The following is a 14,858-nucleotide window of genomic DNA, read 5'->3' as shown; positions in this document are numbered from 1 at the left end:
CTCTTGTAGCGCGTGTAGAAGCGCACGCCCTCTTCGCCATAGGCATGGTGGTCGCCGAACAGCGAGCGCTTCCAGCCGCCGAACGAATGCCACGCCATCGGCACCGGGATCGGCACGTTGATGCCGACCATGCCCACCTGGATCTGCCGCGCGAACGCGCGCGCGATGCCGCCGTCGCTGGTGTAGCACGACACGCCGTTGCCGTACTCGTGCGCGTTGATCAGCGCCACCGCCTCGGCAAAGTCATGCACCCGCACCACCGACAGCACCGGGCCGAAGATCTCTTCCTTGTAGATCGTCATCTCCGGCGTCACATGGTCGAACAGCGTGCCGCCGACATAGAAGCCGTTCTCGTGCCCGTCGACGCGGTGGCCGCGGCCATCGGTCACCAGGGTTGCGCCTTCCGCCACACCCTTGGCGATATAGCCTTCGACCTTGGCCTTGTGCGCGCCGGTCACCAGCGGTCCCATCTCGGCATCGGCCTCCATGCCGTTGCGGATCTTCAGCGCACGCGCGCGTTCGGCCAGGCGCGGCACCAGCTGGTCGGCCACCTCGCCGACCGCCACCGCCACCGAGATCGCCATGCAGCGCTCGCCGGCCGAGCCATAGGCCGCGCCGATCAGCGCGTCGACGGCCTGGTCCAGGTCCGCGTCGGGCATCACCACCAGGTGGTTCTTGGCGCCGCCCAGGGCCTGCACGCGCTTGCCGTGCCGGGTCCCTTCCGTATAGATGTACTCGGCGATCGGGGTCGAGCCGACGAACGACAGCGCCTGCACGTCCGGATGCGCAAGCAGCGCGTCGACCGCCTCCTTGTCGCCCTGCACCACGTTGAACACGCCGTCGGGCAGGCCGGCCTGGCGCAGCAAATCCGCAATCAGCAGGCTCGGCGACGGGTCGCGCTCGGACGGCTTGAGCACGAAGGTATTGCCGCACGCCAGCGCCACCGGGAACATCCACATCGGCACCATCACCGGGAAGTTGAACGGCGTGATGCCGGCCACCACGCCCAGCGGCTGGCGCAGGTTCCAGTTGTCGATGCCGCCGCCGATGTTGTCGGTGAAATCGGTCTTGAGCAGGTTGGGGATGCCGCAGGCGAACTCCACCACCTCGATGCCGCGCGTGACCTCGCCCTTGGCGTCCGAGAACACCTTGCCGTGCTCGCGCGTGATCAGCGCGGCGAGGTCGTCGTGGTGCTGGTCCAGCAGTTCCTTGAACTTGAACAGGATGCGCGCGCGGCGCAGCGGCGGAGTGTCGGCCCACGCCGGGAAGGCGGCCTGGGCGGCGGCGACGGCATCGGCCACGTCCTGGGCGGTGCCCAGCGCGACGCGTGCGGACACTTCGCCGGTGGCGGGGTTGAATACATCCGCCTGGCGCTGACCGCCGGCGCGGCGCACGGTGCCGCCGATGAAATGATGGACTTCGGCCAGTTGCCGGTTTTCTGCGATGCTCACTTGGGATTTCCTTCGAGGGCCGCGGCGCGCGCATGGCGCGCCCCGGCGTGCAATCGGGGAGGCCGGGCCCGCGGGCCCGGCGGCAATGGGAGGCGGCGCGGGCCGCTTGCTCGATGTCCCTTACTTGATGTCCTGCAGCGCCTGCTTCACGGTATCGAACATCTCGCCGATCTGCGCTTCCGAGATGATCAGCGGCGGCGAGAACGCCAGGATGTCGCCGGTGTAGCGCACCAGCACGCCCAGCTCCAGGCACTTGAGGAAGGCCTCGTAGGCACGCGCACCCGGCTGGCCCGGACGCGACTCCAGCTCGATGCCGGCTACCAGCCCGTAGTTGCGGATGTCCTTCACGTGCGGCGCGCCGCGCACGCCGTGCGCCGCGGCCTCGAATACCGGCGCCAGCTCGGCGGCGCGGCCGAACAGGTTTTCGCGCTGGTACAGGTCCAGCGTGGCGATCGCCGCCGCCGCGGCCACCGGGTGGCCGGAATAGGTATAGCCGTGCAGCAGTTCGATCGTGCCCGGCGCGGCCGAGTTGACCACCGCGTCATGCACCTCGCGGCGCACGGCGACGGCGCCCATCGGCACCGCGGCGTTGTTGATCGCCTTGGCCATGGTGATCAGGTCCGGCGTCACGTTGAAGCGCTCGGCCGCGGTGGCCGCGCCGAGGCGGCCGAAGGCGGTGATGACCTCGTCGAAGATCAGCAGGATGCCGTGGCGGCTGGTGATCTCGCGCAGCTTTTCCAGGTAGCCGACCGGCGGCACCAGCACGCCGGCGGAGCCCGCCAGCGGTTCGACGATCACCGCGGCGACGTTGGCCGGGTCATGCAGCGCGAGGATGCGCTCGAGGTCGTCGGCCAGATGCGCGCCCCATTGCGGCTGGCCCTTGGAAAAGGCGGCCTCGGCCAGGTTGAAGGTGGCCGGCAGGTGGTCGGTGCCCGGCATCAGGTTGGCCGAGAAGGCCTTGCGGTTCGGCCCGATGCCGCCCACTGCCATGCCGCCGAAGCCGACGCCGTGGTAGCCGCGCTCGCGGCCGATAAAGCGCGTGCGCTGGCCTTCGCCGCGCGCGCGGTGATACGCCAGGGCGATCTTCAGCGCGGTGTCGACCGCCTCCGAGCCCGAGTTGGTGAAGAAGATGCGGTCCAGCCCCTGCGGCATGATCGCCGCCAACTTGGTGGCGGCCTCGAACGACAGCGGATGGCCCATCTGGAACGGCGGCGCATAGTCCAGCGTGGCAGCCTGGCGTGCCACCGCCTCGGCGATTTCCTTGCGGCAGTGGCCGGCCGCGACGCACCACAGGCCGGCGCAACCGTCCAGGATCTGGCGGCCGTCGTGGGTGGTGTAGTACATGCCGCTGGCCGACGCCAGCAGGCGCGGCGCCGCCTTGTACTGGCGGTTGGCGGTGAAGGGCATCCACAGCGCATCGAGATCGGGAATCACGGTCTTGGCGGCGTCCATACGTCCTCCTAGGGGGAAATCGGGTCGGTTGGGGGCGGCGCGCCGGCTGGCGGCGCGGCAATGAGGGCCACTCTACCGGCGGCGACTGGCCGACAAAATATACAGTCCGGACAACCACGCCTTACCGTACAGTTTGATCACGCCCGACCGTACAGGCAAGTAGCACGCCGGCACCGCACCCGGACGATCTCGCCGCGCGCCGCCCATGCCGCGGCACGGCATCGCACGCTGCAGCGCGGCAATTTTCGCGTGACGGAATGCCTGGGTCCGCGCGTCGGCCGGCAGCCGCTAAACTGTACAGGTCCACGCCTGCCCGAGTGCCTGATGCTGACCCTGAACCTGACCCGCAGCCGCCGCGACGGCGACACCCTGACCGAGCAGATCGTCGCCGGCATCGCCGCGCTGGTGGAGCAGCGCGCGCTGCGTCCCGGCACGGCGCTGCCGTCGGTGCGGCGCTTTGCCCAGCACCACCACGTCAGCACCTTTACCGTGGCCGAGGCCTACGGACGGCTGACCGCGCTCGGCTACCTCGCCGCGCGCCCTGGCTCCGGCTACACCGTGGCGCACCGCCATGCGCCGGCCGGCCATGCGCGCGCGCCGCATTGGGAAGCGCCGGGGCTGAATGCCGCATGGCTGCTGTCGGACGTGTTTGCCGACCATTCGGTCCCGATCAAGGCCGGCGCGGGCTGGCTGCCAGGCGACTGGCTCAACGAGGAAGGCCTGCACCAGGCCATGCGCGCGTCGGCCCGCGTGCCGGCGGCGCAGCTGTCGGGCTACGGTCATCCGTACGGCTTTGCGCCGCTGCGCGAGCACATTGCCGCGGGGCTGGGCCAGTACGGCATCCCCCTGCAGGCGCAGCAGGTGGTGCTGACCCAGGGCGCGACGCAGGCGCTGGACCTGGTGGTGCGCACGCTGCTGCGTGCCGGCGATACCGTGCTGGTGGAATCGCCCTGCTACTGCAACCTGCTGCAGATCCTGCGGCTGGCCGGGCTGCGCGTGGTCGGCGTGCCGCGCACGGCGGCGGGGCTGGACACCGACGCGCTGGAGGACGCGCTGCGCGCCCACGCCCCGCGCGCGCTGTTCATCAACACCGTGCTGCAGAACCCGACCGGCGCCAGCCTCACCAGCATGAACGCCTTCCGCGTGCTGCAACTGGCCGAGCAGCACCGGCTGCTGGTGGTCGAGGACGACATCTACCGCGAACTGGCGCCGGCGGGCTCGCCGATGCTGGCGGCCATGGACGGTCTGTCGCAGGTGGTCTATGTCAACGGTTTTTCCAAGACCATCACACCGTCGCTGCGGGTCGGCTACCTGGCCGCCAGCCCGGACCTGGCCAAGGCCTTTGCGCGCACCAAGATGGCCGTCGGCCTGACCTCATCGGAGGTGACGGAGCGGCTGGTGTATTCGGTGCTGACCAGCGGCCACTATGGCCGCCATGTGGCGGCATTGTCCGAACGGCTGCGTGCGCAGCAGGACCGCGTCACGGAAAAGATGGAGGCCCACGGGCTGGAGGTGCTGCTGCGCCCGGAAGGCGGGATGTTCGCGTGGGCGCGCCTGAACGAGGCGGTGCAGGCGCGGTGGCTGGCCAGTCGCCGCGGCGGTCCGCTGCTCGGCAACCGCCTTGCCACGCTGGCACTGGAGCATGGCATCTGGCTGGCGCCCGGATCGTATTTCGAGCCGGACGAAACCGACTCGCCGTGGATCCGCTTCAACGTGGCCACCGGCGACGCGCCGCAGTTGTGGCAGTTCTTTGACAGCCTGGCGCAGACGCGGCAGGCGGCTTGAGGCCGAGGCAGGCGGCCTGGCCGGCGCTCAGCTCCAGAGACGCTCGACCAGCCAGCCGGCGGTGGCGCAAACGCCTACCCAGGCGGCAAGACAGGTGGCAATAAAGCGATAGCTCATCTCGGTACGGTCAACAAAGATATGACGGGGACGTGAATTTTTCGCTGGATCATACATCCATTCATGAATGTATGTAAGCGAAAGAAAAGATTCCTTACGTCTCTCGCGGGAATCTTGTTGCATATAAGGCACACGCAGCGATACCGCCCCCCGTTTCCTGACGCAACCCAAACCCACCCCTGATGCCGTCGGGGATGCCACGGCACGCGCACTGGTCTCTGCTACCCTTGGGCCTGCCTGGCCCTGCGCCAGACAATTCGCCGAGTTTTCAAGCGCAAAGCACGTTCCCCATGCATACCCAAGACCTGTCCGCCTGGACCCACAGCCACGCCTTCGACGCGGGCAACCGCGCCGCCGAACGCGGCACGCGCCTGGTGATGGTGATCACCGCCATCACCATGGTGGCGGAAATCGCCGCCGGGCTCTGGTTCAACTCGATGGCGCTGCTGGCCGATGGCTGGCACATGAGCTCGCACGCGCTGGCCATCGGGCTGTCAGCTTTCGCCTACGCCGCCGCGCGCCGCTACGCCGGCGACTGGCGCTTTGCCTTCGGCACCTGGAAGATAGAAGTGCTGGCGGGCTTCGCCAGCGCGGTGTTTTTGCTGGGCATTGCCGCGCTGATGGCGGCGGGCTCGGTCGAGCGCCTGTTCGTGCCGCAGGCGATCCACTATCGCGAAGCGATGGCCGTGACCGCGCTCGGGCTGCTGGTCAACCTCGGCTGCGCGCTGATCCTCGGCGGCCATGCGCATGGCCACGACCACGGCCATGACCACGGTCACCATCACAGCCACGACCATCACCATCATGACCTCAACCTGCGCGCTGCCTATGTGCACGTGCTGGCCGATGCCGCGACCTCAGTGCTGGCGATCGTCGCGCTCGCCGGCGGCTGGAGGCTGGGCTGGAACTGGCTCGATCCGGTGATGGGGCTGGTGGGCGCGGTACTGGTCGGCCGCTGGGCCATCGGCCTGATGCGCCAGAGCGGCACGGTGCTGCTGGACCGCGAGATGGACCACCCGGTGGTGGACGAGGTGCGCGAGGTGCTGGCCGGCCTCGATCACGGCGACGACAGTACCCGCGTGTCCGACCTGCATGTGTGGCGCGTGGGCCGTCAGCACTTTGCCTGCATCGTCTGCCTGGTCACGCATGATGCCGCGCTGACGCCGCAGCGCGTGCGCGAGGCGCTGTCGGTGCACGAGGAACTGGTGCACGTAACGGTGGAGATCAGCCGCTGCGACGGCGATCACTGATAGGACCACTGAGGCGAGCGCAGCGGCTCGCCATCGGCTTGCGGAGGATCAGCTCAGCTCGCACCACATGCACAACGGCGGCGTGTCCGCCGCGCGGTGGAATTCGCTCGACGACATGACCTCGGGCGGCAGCTTCGCGGCCGGCACCAGCGTAAAGCCGTAGCGCGCGAAATAGCTGGGGCAGCTGGACGCCAGCAGCACGGCGCGCCGTGCGCCGTTGGCGCGGGCGCGCATCAGCGCGGCACGCACCACGTGGGTGGCCACGCCCTGGTCGCGGTGTTCGGGCAGCACGCCCACGGAACGGATCACCACGGTCTCGCCGCAGCGCTCGCCGGCGGCGCAGCCGATGATCTGCGTGCCAAGGACGGCAACGTGGAAATGCTCGAGCAAGCGCGGTACACCGTCCACCGGCAGCCCGCATCGATCCAGCACCTCGCCCACGGCGGGAGCATCCGTCGGCACGGCTACGCGGATGCGCAGGTCTTTCATCATCTGGAGCCTCTCTTTTTCACACTGCCTCGCGAGGGGAAACGCCATGGAAGCCCGGACATGGCGGTGCCGCCGACTGGCGGCACGGGTTGCACGCAGGCCAGCGGCCTGTCGGGCAACATTACCCGATTCGCTGCGGTTGATCCATTGGGGATAAACGCGTGTCCGGAACCGTTGCGGCATACCGGTCAGGGCGCGTGCGGCACAGCCCGCCGCATTCATGGCGCAGGCCGATGACAGGCGCGTGAAAAAAAGGAAAGCGGAGCGATCGCGCGCGACTGCGCAGGTGCGCCGGGCGCAATGCGCCCGGGCAGGAAGATGGAGGCGGGGATCCGGAATCGAACCGTCGTACACGGCTTTGCAGGCCGTTGCATAACCACTCTGCCACCCCGCCGCTGACATCGCGCCGGAGCGGCGCGACGTGCTGCGGGCCGCAGTGTAGCGGGAAATGGAAATCTTTGCAGGAGAGCGCGCGGCGCGCCGCGCCGGCTCAGTCCTCGATTCCGCCCATGGCGGACTGGATGTAGTTCTGCAAGCCGACCTTGCGCACCAGCTCCAGCTGCGCTTCGAGCCAGTCGATATGTTCCTCGGTGTCCTCGAGGATATCGACCACCAGCTGGCGCGAGACATAATCGCCGACCGACTCGAAATACTTGATCGCATCCTTGCAGCTGGCCTGCGACACCAGTTCGAGCTTCAGGTCGCAGCCGAGCATTTCTTCGGTGTTCTCGCCCACCAGCAACTTGTCGAGGTCCTGCAGGTTGGGCAAGCCATCGAGCAGCAGGATGCGCTCGATCAGCTTGTCGGCGTGCTTCATTTCCTCGATCGATTCGTCATACTCGTGCTTGCCCAGCGCGCGCAGTCCCCAGTGCCGATACATGCGGGCATGCAGGAAATACTGGTTGATGGCAGTGAGCTCATGCCGCAGCTGCCCGTTCAGCAACTGGATCACCTTCTTGTCAGTCTTCATGGCAGCCCCCAATGCCCCTGTGACAGGGACATGCGATGTCGCGATGGCACGACCACAGCGACGCCACGGCGAATGCGCCGCGTGACTTCATGGTAGTCCCGCATAAGCGGACATCAAGCAATCCGGGCCCGCGCCGCGGCGTTCTTGCCGCATGGATTCTCTATTTTCTGACTTGCTTGCGGATGCGAATGCCAATGGTTTCTATTCGGTTTTCGTAAGCGCCCTGCACGGCATCATGAAAACAAAAAAGCGGGCGTCGCGGTATTTGCCGCGGCGCCCGCCATGGGCGTTGCCATCGTTGCAGTTCAGTCCAGCTTCGCGCCCGAATCCGCCACCAGCGTCTTCAGCACCGGCCAGTCGCGCGCGTAGAGCGCCTGCGCCTCGGCCGGCGAACTGCCCACCGTGCGCAGCCCCAGCGCGACCATGCGCTCCTGCATCTCGGGGCTCTGCAGGATGGCGCGCACCTCGCTCTCGAGCCGGGCCAGGATCGGTGCGGGCACGCCCACGGGCGCCACCAGGCCGATCCAACCGACGGTCTTGAAGGCGCTGTCCTGCATGCCGGCCTCGGCAAAGGTGGGCATGTCGGGAAGCGCGCTGCTGCGCTGCGTGCCGGTCACCGCCAGCGCCTTGAGCTTGCCGCTCTGGATGTAGGGCCTGGCGGTGAGGATGCTGGCGAAGCCAAACTGCACCTGGCCGCCGAGCAGGTCCTGCAGCATCGGCGCCTCGCCCTTGTACGGCACGTGCGTGGCCTGGCCGTGCACCAGCTTGCTGTAGTAGGCGCCGCTCAGGTGCGACAGCGACCCCACGCCCCACGAGGCATAGCTCAGCTTGCCCGGCCGGCCGCGTGCGTAATCGCCCAGTTCGCGCACCGTGCGCGCCGGCACCGACGGGTGGGTCACCAGCACCAGCTGCGCGTCGGCCAGCACGCTGATCATGCTCAGGTCCTTGCGCGGGTCGTAAGGCAGCTTCTGGAACAGGAACTGGTTGGTCAGCACCGACTGCGTCAGCGTCATCAGCAGCGTGTAGCCATCCGGCGCGGCCTTGGCCACGGCATCGGTGCCGATGATGCCGGAGGCGCCGGCCTTGTTGTCGACCACCACCGGCTGGCCCAGCCGCTTGCTCAGCTTTTCGCCCATGGCGCGGGCGATGGTGTCGGTGCCGCCGCCGGCCACATAGGGCACGACGATGCGGATGGGCTTGGCGGGGTAGGCCTGGGCCGCGGCCGGCAGGGCCGCGCCGAGCGAAAGCCCGGCGACCAGGCCGCCAGTGGCCAGCGTCAGCCATGCGCGTCGGTTCATGTTGTCTCCAGATCGGTTTTGGTTTTGGAGGACAACCTTAGTGGGCTTGAGAACTTACGTCCAATGCAATATTTTTCAGTTTTTGATGCATAAATGGTTATTTCATGGGCTTGAGGCAGCTGCATCACTTCGTCACGCTGGTGGAACAAGGCAGCTTCGCGCGCGCCGCGGCCGCGCTGCACCTGTCGCAGCCGGCACTGACACGCAGCATCCAGGCGCTGGAAGCCGAGCTGGGCATGCTGGTCGACCGCAGCTACGGCAAGGTGCGCCCCACCGCCGCCGGCATGCTGGCCCTGGCGCGCGCGCGCCGCATGCTGCGCGAGCAGCGCGAGCTGCGGCGCGACCTGCAACTGCTGGAAGAGGTGGAAATCGGCACGATCCGCGCCGGCTTCGGACCGTTCGCGGCCTCGTTCCTGCTGGACCCGGTGCTGGAGGCGCTGGTGCGCCGCTATCCGCGGCTGCGCATCGACCTCGAGACCGCCGACACTGCCGCGATGCGGCGTTCGCTCGAAGCCGAGCAGCTCGACATCTTTGTCGGCGAAAGCCGCAGCCTGGCGGAACTGGCGCACTTGCAGATCGACCGGCTGCCGGCACTGGAAACGGCTTTCTTCGTGCGCAGCGGCCATCCGCTGACCCGGCAGCGCCAGGTCACCCTGGCCGACCTGCGCGCCTACCCGGTGGCCGGGACCCGGCTGCCGCCGCATATCGTGCGCTTCTTCCGCCAGGCCCTGCACGAGGCCAGCGGCGGCAGCGGCCCGCTGCCCGAGGACGAGCCCGGGCTGATGACCGTCACCTGCAACGACATGCATGCGCTGCGCGCGCTGCTGCTGGCGGTCGATGCCGTGGCGCTGGTGCCGGTGGCGATGATGGCCGAGGCGTGCGCACAGCGCCTGGCCGTGGCCCTGCCGATGCACCCGCCCACCGCGCTGAAGGCGCAGTACGGCATCGTCACGCTGGCCGGGCGCACCCCGTCGCCGGCCATGCGTGTGTTCGCGGCGCTGGTGCATGAAGCGGTGGCGCAGACCGGCGCCGGCTCCGGGCCGGCGCCATAGGCGTGGCGTGATGCGAGGCGGTCAGCCCGCAGCCACTGCGGGTTGTCCGGCCTGGCCGCCCGCCGGCAGCCGCGCGGCCATGCGCTGGCGCGAGCGCTCGGGGTTGACCACGCACAGCCCGGCCAGCGCCGCCACCACCATCAGCGCGCCGCACAGCGCCAGCCCCAGTTCAAAGCCGCGCGCGCCGGGCGCGTTCTGCACCAGCACGCCCGTCACCAGCGGCGCCAGCACGCCGGCCACCGACGATACCGAGGCATCGATCGCCAGCACCGCGCCGCGCTGCCCGGCCGGCACCACCTCGGCCAGCATCGCCGGGCCGAGCGAATAGATCGCCGGCGCGCACACGCAGCCCAGCACCAGCAGCCCCACGCGCATGGCGGGCGTGGTGCCTGGCCACAGCAGCAACAGGAAGAAGCCGCCCGCCAGCAGCAGCATGCCCGCCGAGACCCGGCCGCGCGCCAGCCGCGACGACACCCCGCGTGCCAGCAGCCGTTCCGAGCACCATGCGATAGCGATGGTCAGCGGCAGGTTGGTGCCGACGATCAGCGCGAACAGCTTGCCGCTGACGGCATGGTCGAAGCCCAGCCCGCTTTGCAGGTAGGCCGGGATCCAGGTCAGGCACAGCGCCAGGCCCCAGTACGCCGCCAGCCGCAGGGCAAAGCAGCCCAGCACCGTGGGATCGCTCAGCAGCACGCGATACGGCAGCCGCTGCGGCGCGGCGATGCCAGCGTTGCCGTGCGCGATCGGACGTTCGTCCAGCGAGCCTTCGCGCCCCAGCGCGATCCAGGCCACCGCCCACACCACGCCCAGCACTGCCAGCAGGTAGAAGTTGGTGCGCCAGCCCCAGTGCGCGGCCACCGCCGGAATCAGCAGGCCCGCCAGCACGATGCCGATGCCCGCCCCCTGCGTCAGCACCGCCACCGGCAGGTTGCGCCGGTTGTTCGGAAACCATTTGTAGCAGGCATGGATCGCCACCGGCGCGGCCGGCCCTTCCATGAAACCGAGCAGCACGCGCGAGACGATCAGCACCGCCAGGCTGGACGACAGCGCGATCGGGATCTGGCACAGCGACCACGCCAGCGCCATCAGGATCAGCAGCCGCGACGTCGGCGTGCGATTGGCCAGGAAGCCGCCCAGCACGCCGGACACCGCGAACAGCCAGAAGAAGCTGCTGCCGACCAGGCCGAACTGCGCCGGCGTCAGCCCCAGTTCGGCCATCATCGGCGCGGCCAGCAGGCCCACCACCATCTTGTCCATGGCGTTGACCACCAGGAAGAAGAACAACAGCACTGCGGTCAGCCACGCGCGGCGCGGCTGGTAGGATGGATTCATGCGTGTCTCCCGGAACAATGGGATGCCAGCCGCGGCCGGCATCAGGGGCCCCTTACTGATGCGCCGGCCCGCCGCCGTCGCGGCCGATATAGCCGAACAGGTAGGCGCCGACCTTGCGCATCTGGATCTCGTCCGAGCCCTCGGTGATGCGGTAGCGGCGATGGTGGCGGTAGATGTGCTCGAACGGCTTGTGGCGCGAATAGCCCAGCCCGCCGTGCACCTGCATCGCCGTGTCGGCGGCCTCGCAGCACAGGCGGTTGGCGGTGTAATTACACATCGAGACCTTGTCCGACAGGCGCTTCTCCACCTCGCGCTTGGGCATCCGGTCCATTTCCCAGGCGGTCTGGCGGATAAACGCGCGCAGCATCTCGGCACGCGTGGCCAGGTCCACCAGCGGGAACTGGATGCCCTGGTTGCGCGCCAGCTCCTGCCCGAAGGGCTTGCGCCGGCGCGCGTACTTCACGCTCTCGCGGATGCAGTACTCGGCCGCGCCCAGGCTCGCGGCGGCCTGGCGAATGCGGTTCTCATGCACGAAATGCTGGGCGATGGCGAGGCCCGCGCCCGGTTGCCCGAGCACCGCGTCATCCGGCACCCAGACCCCGCTGAAGCTCACGCGCGGATGGTCGGTGGGCATGTTGAAGGTCCACAGATACTCTTCCACGCGCACGCCTTCGCTGTGCGCCGGGACCAGGAACGCGGTGATGCCGCGGGCATCGCCGTCCTCGCCGCTGGTGCGCGCGAACAGCACCACATGCGTGGCGGTGTGCAGGCCGGTGGTCCACATCTTCTCGCCGTCGATGCGCCAGCCGCCGCGCCCGCCGCGCGGCTCGGGCCGCGCGCGCGTGGCCATGTGGGTGGCGTCGGACCCGTGCTCTGGCTCGGTCAGGCCGAAGCTCAGCTTCACGGTCTCGTCCAGCATGCCCGGGATCAGCGTGGCGCGTTGCGCATCGCTGCCGAAATCGCGCAGCACCAGCACGAACGGCTTGTTGCCGACGATCGAGTGCTCGTTCTGCAGGTCATTGTGCAAACCCAGGCCCTTGGCCGCCAGGTGCTCGCGGATCACGGCCATCCACAGGTTGCCGCCATCCCGGCCGCCGTACTCCGCCGGCAGCGCGAAGCGCAGGTGGCCGGCGCGGTCGGCGCGGCGGCGGGCCTCGGCCAGCAGCGCCTCCCACTCGGGGCGCGGCAGGCCCTGGTTGTCGAAGTCGGTGCGGGCCCATTCGCGGCGGTGGTCGAAGAAGCGCTGGTTGTCGTGCTCGTCCTGCAGCGGTGCGATCTCGGCCTCGATAAAGGCATCGAGCTCGTCCAGGTAGGCCGTCAGCTCGGCCGGCAAATGGAAATTCACGGAAGCGTCTCCTCACGATCGACAATCTGGCGATAGCTGCTGTACCCGGGCTGGTCGACGGCAAGCTTGGCCAGCGTGACTGCCCACAGGTGGCCGGCAAGTCCGGGCGTGGCGGCCTCGAAGCGCCCGCTGGCGATGGCCTCGCACAGGCGCTGGTTCAGTTCGGCAAGCGTGCCGTCGGTGCCCAGCAGCGCACGCAGGCGTTCCTGCTCGGCGGCCAGCGCCGCGGGCACGAGGCGCAGTTCGCGCGCGACGATGTCGAGCACATTGGCGGCCACGCGCGCGTCGAAGGCCGCGCGCCCGCCCAGGTTGGGGATCGCGGTGTCACGCAGGAAGGCGGTCACCGCGTCGATCAGGCCTGCGGCATCGGGGGTGTCTTGCATGGTCAGGTTCGGTAATCCGTGCCGGCCGGCGCATGGTCACGCGGCAGCAGCAGGTTGAGCAGGTCGATCTCGGTTTCGGAACTGCGCCGGCCGATCGCGGCGCGCTCGACGCTGCGCGGCCCGCCGCCCTGCGGCGCGCGCGACATGGTCTGGCAGGCCACGCCCCACTTGAGCACGCCGAAGATTTCCCAGAAGCGCACGCGCCCCGCGTCGACCGTGCCGCCCGCGTCGGCATAGCCGGCAAACAGCTGCGCGCGCGTGCCGAAGCCACCCACCGGCAATCCCGTGCAGCCGAAGCGCCAGGAGTTCACGCACAGCCAGCCCAGGTCCGTCATCGGATCGCCCACATGCGCCAGCTCCCAGTCCAGCACCGCGCGCAGGCCCGCCTCGTCGACCATCAGGTTGCCGTTGCGGAAATCACCATGGACCAGCGTGGCGCGCCCCGTTGCCGGCGCATGGCGCTGCAGCCAGCGGAAGGCCAGCTCGAACACCGGGCGCTGCTCGCCCGCCGCCCGATAGCGCCGCAGGTAGCCCTCGACCTCCTCGGCGGCATTGCTCTCGCGCAGCGGCGGCAGCGCGGCGCGGTCGATGCCATGGATCGCGGCCAGCGCCTGCCCGCACTGGTAGGCCAGCCGTTCGCGCGCCCGCGCCAGCCGCGGCTCGCGCACGATGCGGCCGCCCAGCGTCTCGCCTTCGATACGGTCCATCACGAAGCCGGCGCCGATGCCGTCCTGCGGCGCCAGCATCGCCCGCACCACCGGCACCGGCACCCCGGCCGCGCCGGCCAGCCGCAGCAGCGCGGCCTCGGCCGCCATGCCCGCCTGTAGCGCCGACACCGTTGCCGCGGGGCGCGCCGCTGCGCCGGGATCGCGCCTCAGGATCATCGGCGCCGGCCCGTGCGGCCCGGCCAGCGTGAACGACCAGGTCTCCTGGCTGGCGCCGCCGGACAGGCGGCGCAGGCGGGTGATGCCGGCCTCGGCATCGAAGCCGGGCAACTCGCGGCATACGACGCGGCGCAGGCCGGCCAGCAGGCTGGCTTCCGCGTCGGGGGGCGGGGATGTGTGCATCGGTCTCCGGGCAGTCCCGCATGGTGGCGGCACGGCTGAATTAATAATATGGATTATGTTTTTGGCGAGTATGGTGGCCTGATACAGTTCATGACATCAGTAAAAACACGGACAAGCAGGGGCACGCGGAAGCACTGCCGCAACCGATCGGGGTCGTCATGAAAGAAAAGCTGATTGCGCTGGAAGGCCACGCCGGCTATGCCGCGCCGCGTTATGCGAGCGGGCTGCGCACCACCCACCGGCTGTTCGAGGCCGGCCGGCGGCTGCTGCGCGAGCGCACGCTGGAACAGGTGTCCATCCAGGAGATCTGTGCCCGCGCCGGCGTCACCACCGGCGCGTTCTACAGCCGCTTCGACGGCAAGGACAGCTATTTCAGGGCGCTGCAGGCGCTGGCGCTGGCCACGCTGCGCGAGGCCATGGCGGCGCGCCTGGCACAGCTGGACAATGCGCCGACGACGCTGGAAGACGCGGTGCGTACCATGGCGCGCGACAGCCGCATCTGGGCCTGCCGCAATGAAGGCGTGCTGCGCGCCTCGCTGGTGGTGCGTGCCACCACCGGCGAAGACCCGATCCGGCAGCTCAACCGCCAGTACATCGTCGACCTGGCATCGCGCCTGGCGCGGCTGCATCCGGCCGGCCCGTCGCCCGAGCTGGAGCTGCGCATCCGCTTCGCCCACCAGGCGCTGGCCGGCACGCTGCTGTATGCGCTGATCAACCGCGAAAGCATCTACGCGCTGTCGGACCGGCGGCTGGACCAGGAAATGGCGCGGGCCTTCCTGCTGTCGGTGGCGTAACGGCAGCGCGGGCAGCCCAATGAAAAAGAGGCCCCGCAGGGCCTCTTTGCAGCTTGCGGCCGGCGTCGCGCCG

14 protein-coding genes and 1 tRNA gene are annotated in these 14,858 nt (G+C 69.2%); 4 read left to right on the top strand and 11 right to left on the bottom strand.

Going from position 1 to position 14,858, the window contains the following annotated elements:
• Positions 1-1,451 (bottom strand): CoA-acylating methylmalonate-semialdehyde dehydrogenase (locus tag AC3FMM_RS29425; protein ID WP_488687907.1); only part of this gene is annotated, 1,451 nt, incomplete at its 3' end.
• 120 nt (positions 1,452-1,571) lie between these two features.
• Positions 1,572-2,903 carry an omega-aminotransferase AptA gene (aptA, locus tag AC3FMM_RS29420; RefSeq protein WP_115707911.1) on the bottom strand — a complete coding sequence of 444 codons (1,332 nt, stop codon included), beginning with the start codon at positions 2,901-2,903 and terminating at the stop codon, positions 1,572-1,574.
• A 324-nt stretch (positions 2,904-3,227) separates the two neighbouring features.
• Here aptA and AC3FMM_RS29415 point away from each other — a divergent pair, with 324 nt between their 5' ends.
• On the top strand, positions 3,228-4,688 hold the full coding sequence (locus tag AC3FMM_RS29415; protein ID WP_116313217.1) for an aminotransferase-like domain-containing protein: 1,461 nt from the start codon (positions 3,228-3,230) through the stop codon (positions 4,686-4,688).
• Positions 4,689-4,715: 27 nt separating this feature from the next.
• Here the strand turns inward: AC3FMM_RS29415 and AC3FMM_RS29410 are convergent, their stop codons facing one another.
• Positions 4,716-4,928: a hypothetical protein gene (locus tag AC3FMM_RS29410; protein WP_488687904.1), complete on the bottom strand. Its 213-nt coding sequence runs from the start codon at positions 4,926-4,928 to the stop codon at positions 4,716-4,718.
• Between the two features lie 167 nt (positions 4,929-5,095).
• Here AC3FMM_RS29410 and dmeF point away from each other — a divergent pair, with 167 nt between their 5' ends.
• Positions 5,096-6,055, top strand: coding sequence for a CDF family Co(II)/Ni(II) efflux transporter DmeF (gene dmeF / locus AC3FMM_RS29405; RefSeq protein ID WP_488687902.1), 960 nt, complete (start codon positions 5,096-5,098; stop codon positions 6,053-6,055).
• 48 nt (positions 6,056-6,103) lie between these two features.
• Here the strand turns inward: dmeF and AC3FMM_RS29400 are convergent, their stop codons facing one another.
• From AC3FMM_RS29400 to AC3FMM_RS29385, 4 genes are all read right to left on the bottom strand, one after another.
• Positions 6,104-6,547, bottom strand: a complete 444-nt coding sequence (locus AC3FMM_RS29400; protein WP_115707905.1) for a GNAT family N-acetyltransferase — start codon at positions 6,545-6,547, stop codon at positions 6,104-6,106.
• 316 nt (positions 6,548-6,863) lie between these two features.
• A tRNA-Cys gene (locus AC3FMM_RS29395) sits at positions 6,864-6,938 on the bottom strand.
• Between the two features lie 96 nt (positions 6,939-7,034).
• Positions 7,035-7,514 (bottom strand): bacterioferritin, encoded by a 480-nt coding sequence (gene bfr, locus AC3FMM_RS29390; RefSeq protein WP_115707903.1) that lies wholly within the window; start codon positions 7,512-7,514, stop codon positions 7,035-7,037.
• A 305-nt stretch (positions 7,515-7,819) separates the two neighbouring features.
• Positions 7,820-8,812 carry a Bug family tripartite tricarboxylate transporter substrate binding protein gene (locus tag AC3FMM_RS29385; protein ID WP_115707901.1) on the bottom strand — a complete coding sequence of 331 codons (993 nt, stop codon included), beginning with the start codon at positions 8,810-8,812 and terminating at the stop codon, positions 7,820-7,822.
• Between the two features lie 104 nt (positions 8,813-8,916).
• On the opposite strand from AC3FMM_RS29385, the gene AC3FMM_RS29380 reads away from it, so the two are divergent.
• A complete protein-coding gene (locus AC3FMM_RS29380) occupies positions 8,917-9,864 on the top strand; it encodes a LysR family transcriptional regulator (protein WP_115707899.1) in 948 nt (315 codons plus the stop codon).
• Between the two features lie 21 nt (positions 9,865-9,885).
• Here AC3FMM_RS29380 and AC3FMM_RS29375 read toward each other — a convergent pair whose 3' ends face one another.
• From AC3FMM_RS29375 to AC3FMM_RS29360, 4 genes are read right to left on the bottom strand one after another with little or no spacing between them, the layout of a single operon-like run.
• Positions 9,886-11,196 carry an MFS transporter gene (locus AC3FMM_RS29375; protein WP_116312071.1) on the bottom strand — a complete coding sequence of 437 codons (1,311 nt, stop codon included), beginning with the start codon at positions 11,194-11,196 and terminating at the stop codon, positions 9,886-9,888.
• A gap of 52 nt (positions 11,197-11,248) precedes the next feature.
• Positions 11,249-12,541, bottom strand: coding sequence for an acyl-CoA dehydrogenase family protein (locus AC3FMM_RS29370; protein ID WP_115707895.1), 1,293 nt, complete (start codon positions 12,539-12,541; stop codon positions 11,249-11,251).
• Positions 12,538-12,924 carry a DUF6285 domain-containing protein gene (locus tag AC3FMM_RS29365; protein ID WP_488687898.1) on the bottom strand — a complete coding sequence of 129 codons (387 nt, stop codon included), beginning with the start codon at positions 12,922-12,924 and terminating at the stop codon, positions 12,538-12,540. The genes AC3FMM_RS29370 and AC3FMM_RS29365 overlap by 4 nt, the downstream gene beginning before the upstream one ends.
• A gap of 2 nt (positions 12,925-12,926) precedes the next feature.
• The gene (locus AC3FMM_RS29360; protein ID WP_488687896.1) at positions 12,927-13,991 is read right to left on the bottom strand and encodes a phosphotransferase family protein; all 1,065 of its coding nucleotides are present in this window, start codon (positions 13,989-13,991) and stop codon (positions 12,927-12,929) included.
• A 158-nt stretch (positions 13,992-14,149) separates the two neighbouring features.
• Between AC3FMM_RS29360 and AC3FMM_RS29355 the strand changes: the two genes are divergently transcribed.
• Positions 14,150-14,785, top strand: a complete 636-nt coding sequence (locus AC3FMM_RS29355) for a TetR/AcrR family transcriptional regulator (protein WP_115679206.1) — start codon at positions 14,150-14,152, stop codon at positions 14,783-14,785.
• Positions 14,786-14,858 lie beyond the last annotated feature (73 nt).

The organism is Cupriavidus sp. 207A1, assembly GCF_057798955.1.
This window is presented reverse-complemented; position numbering and strand designations above follow the sequence as displayed.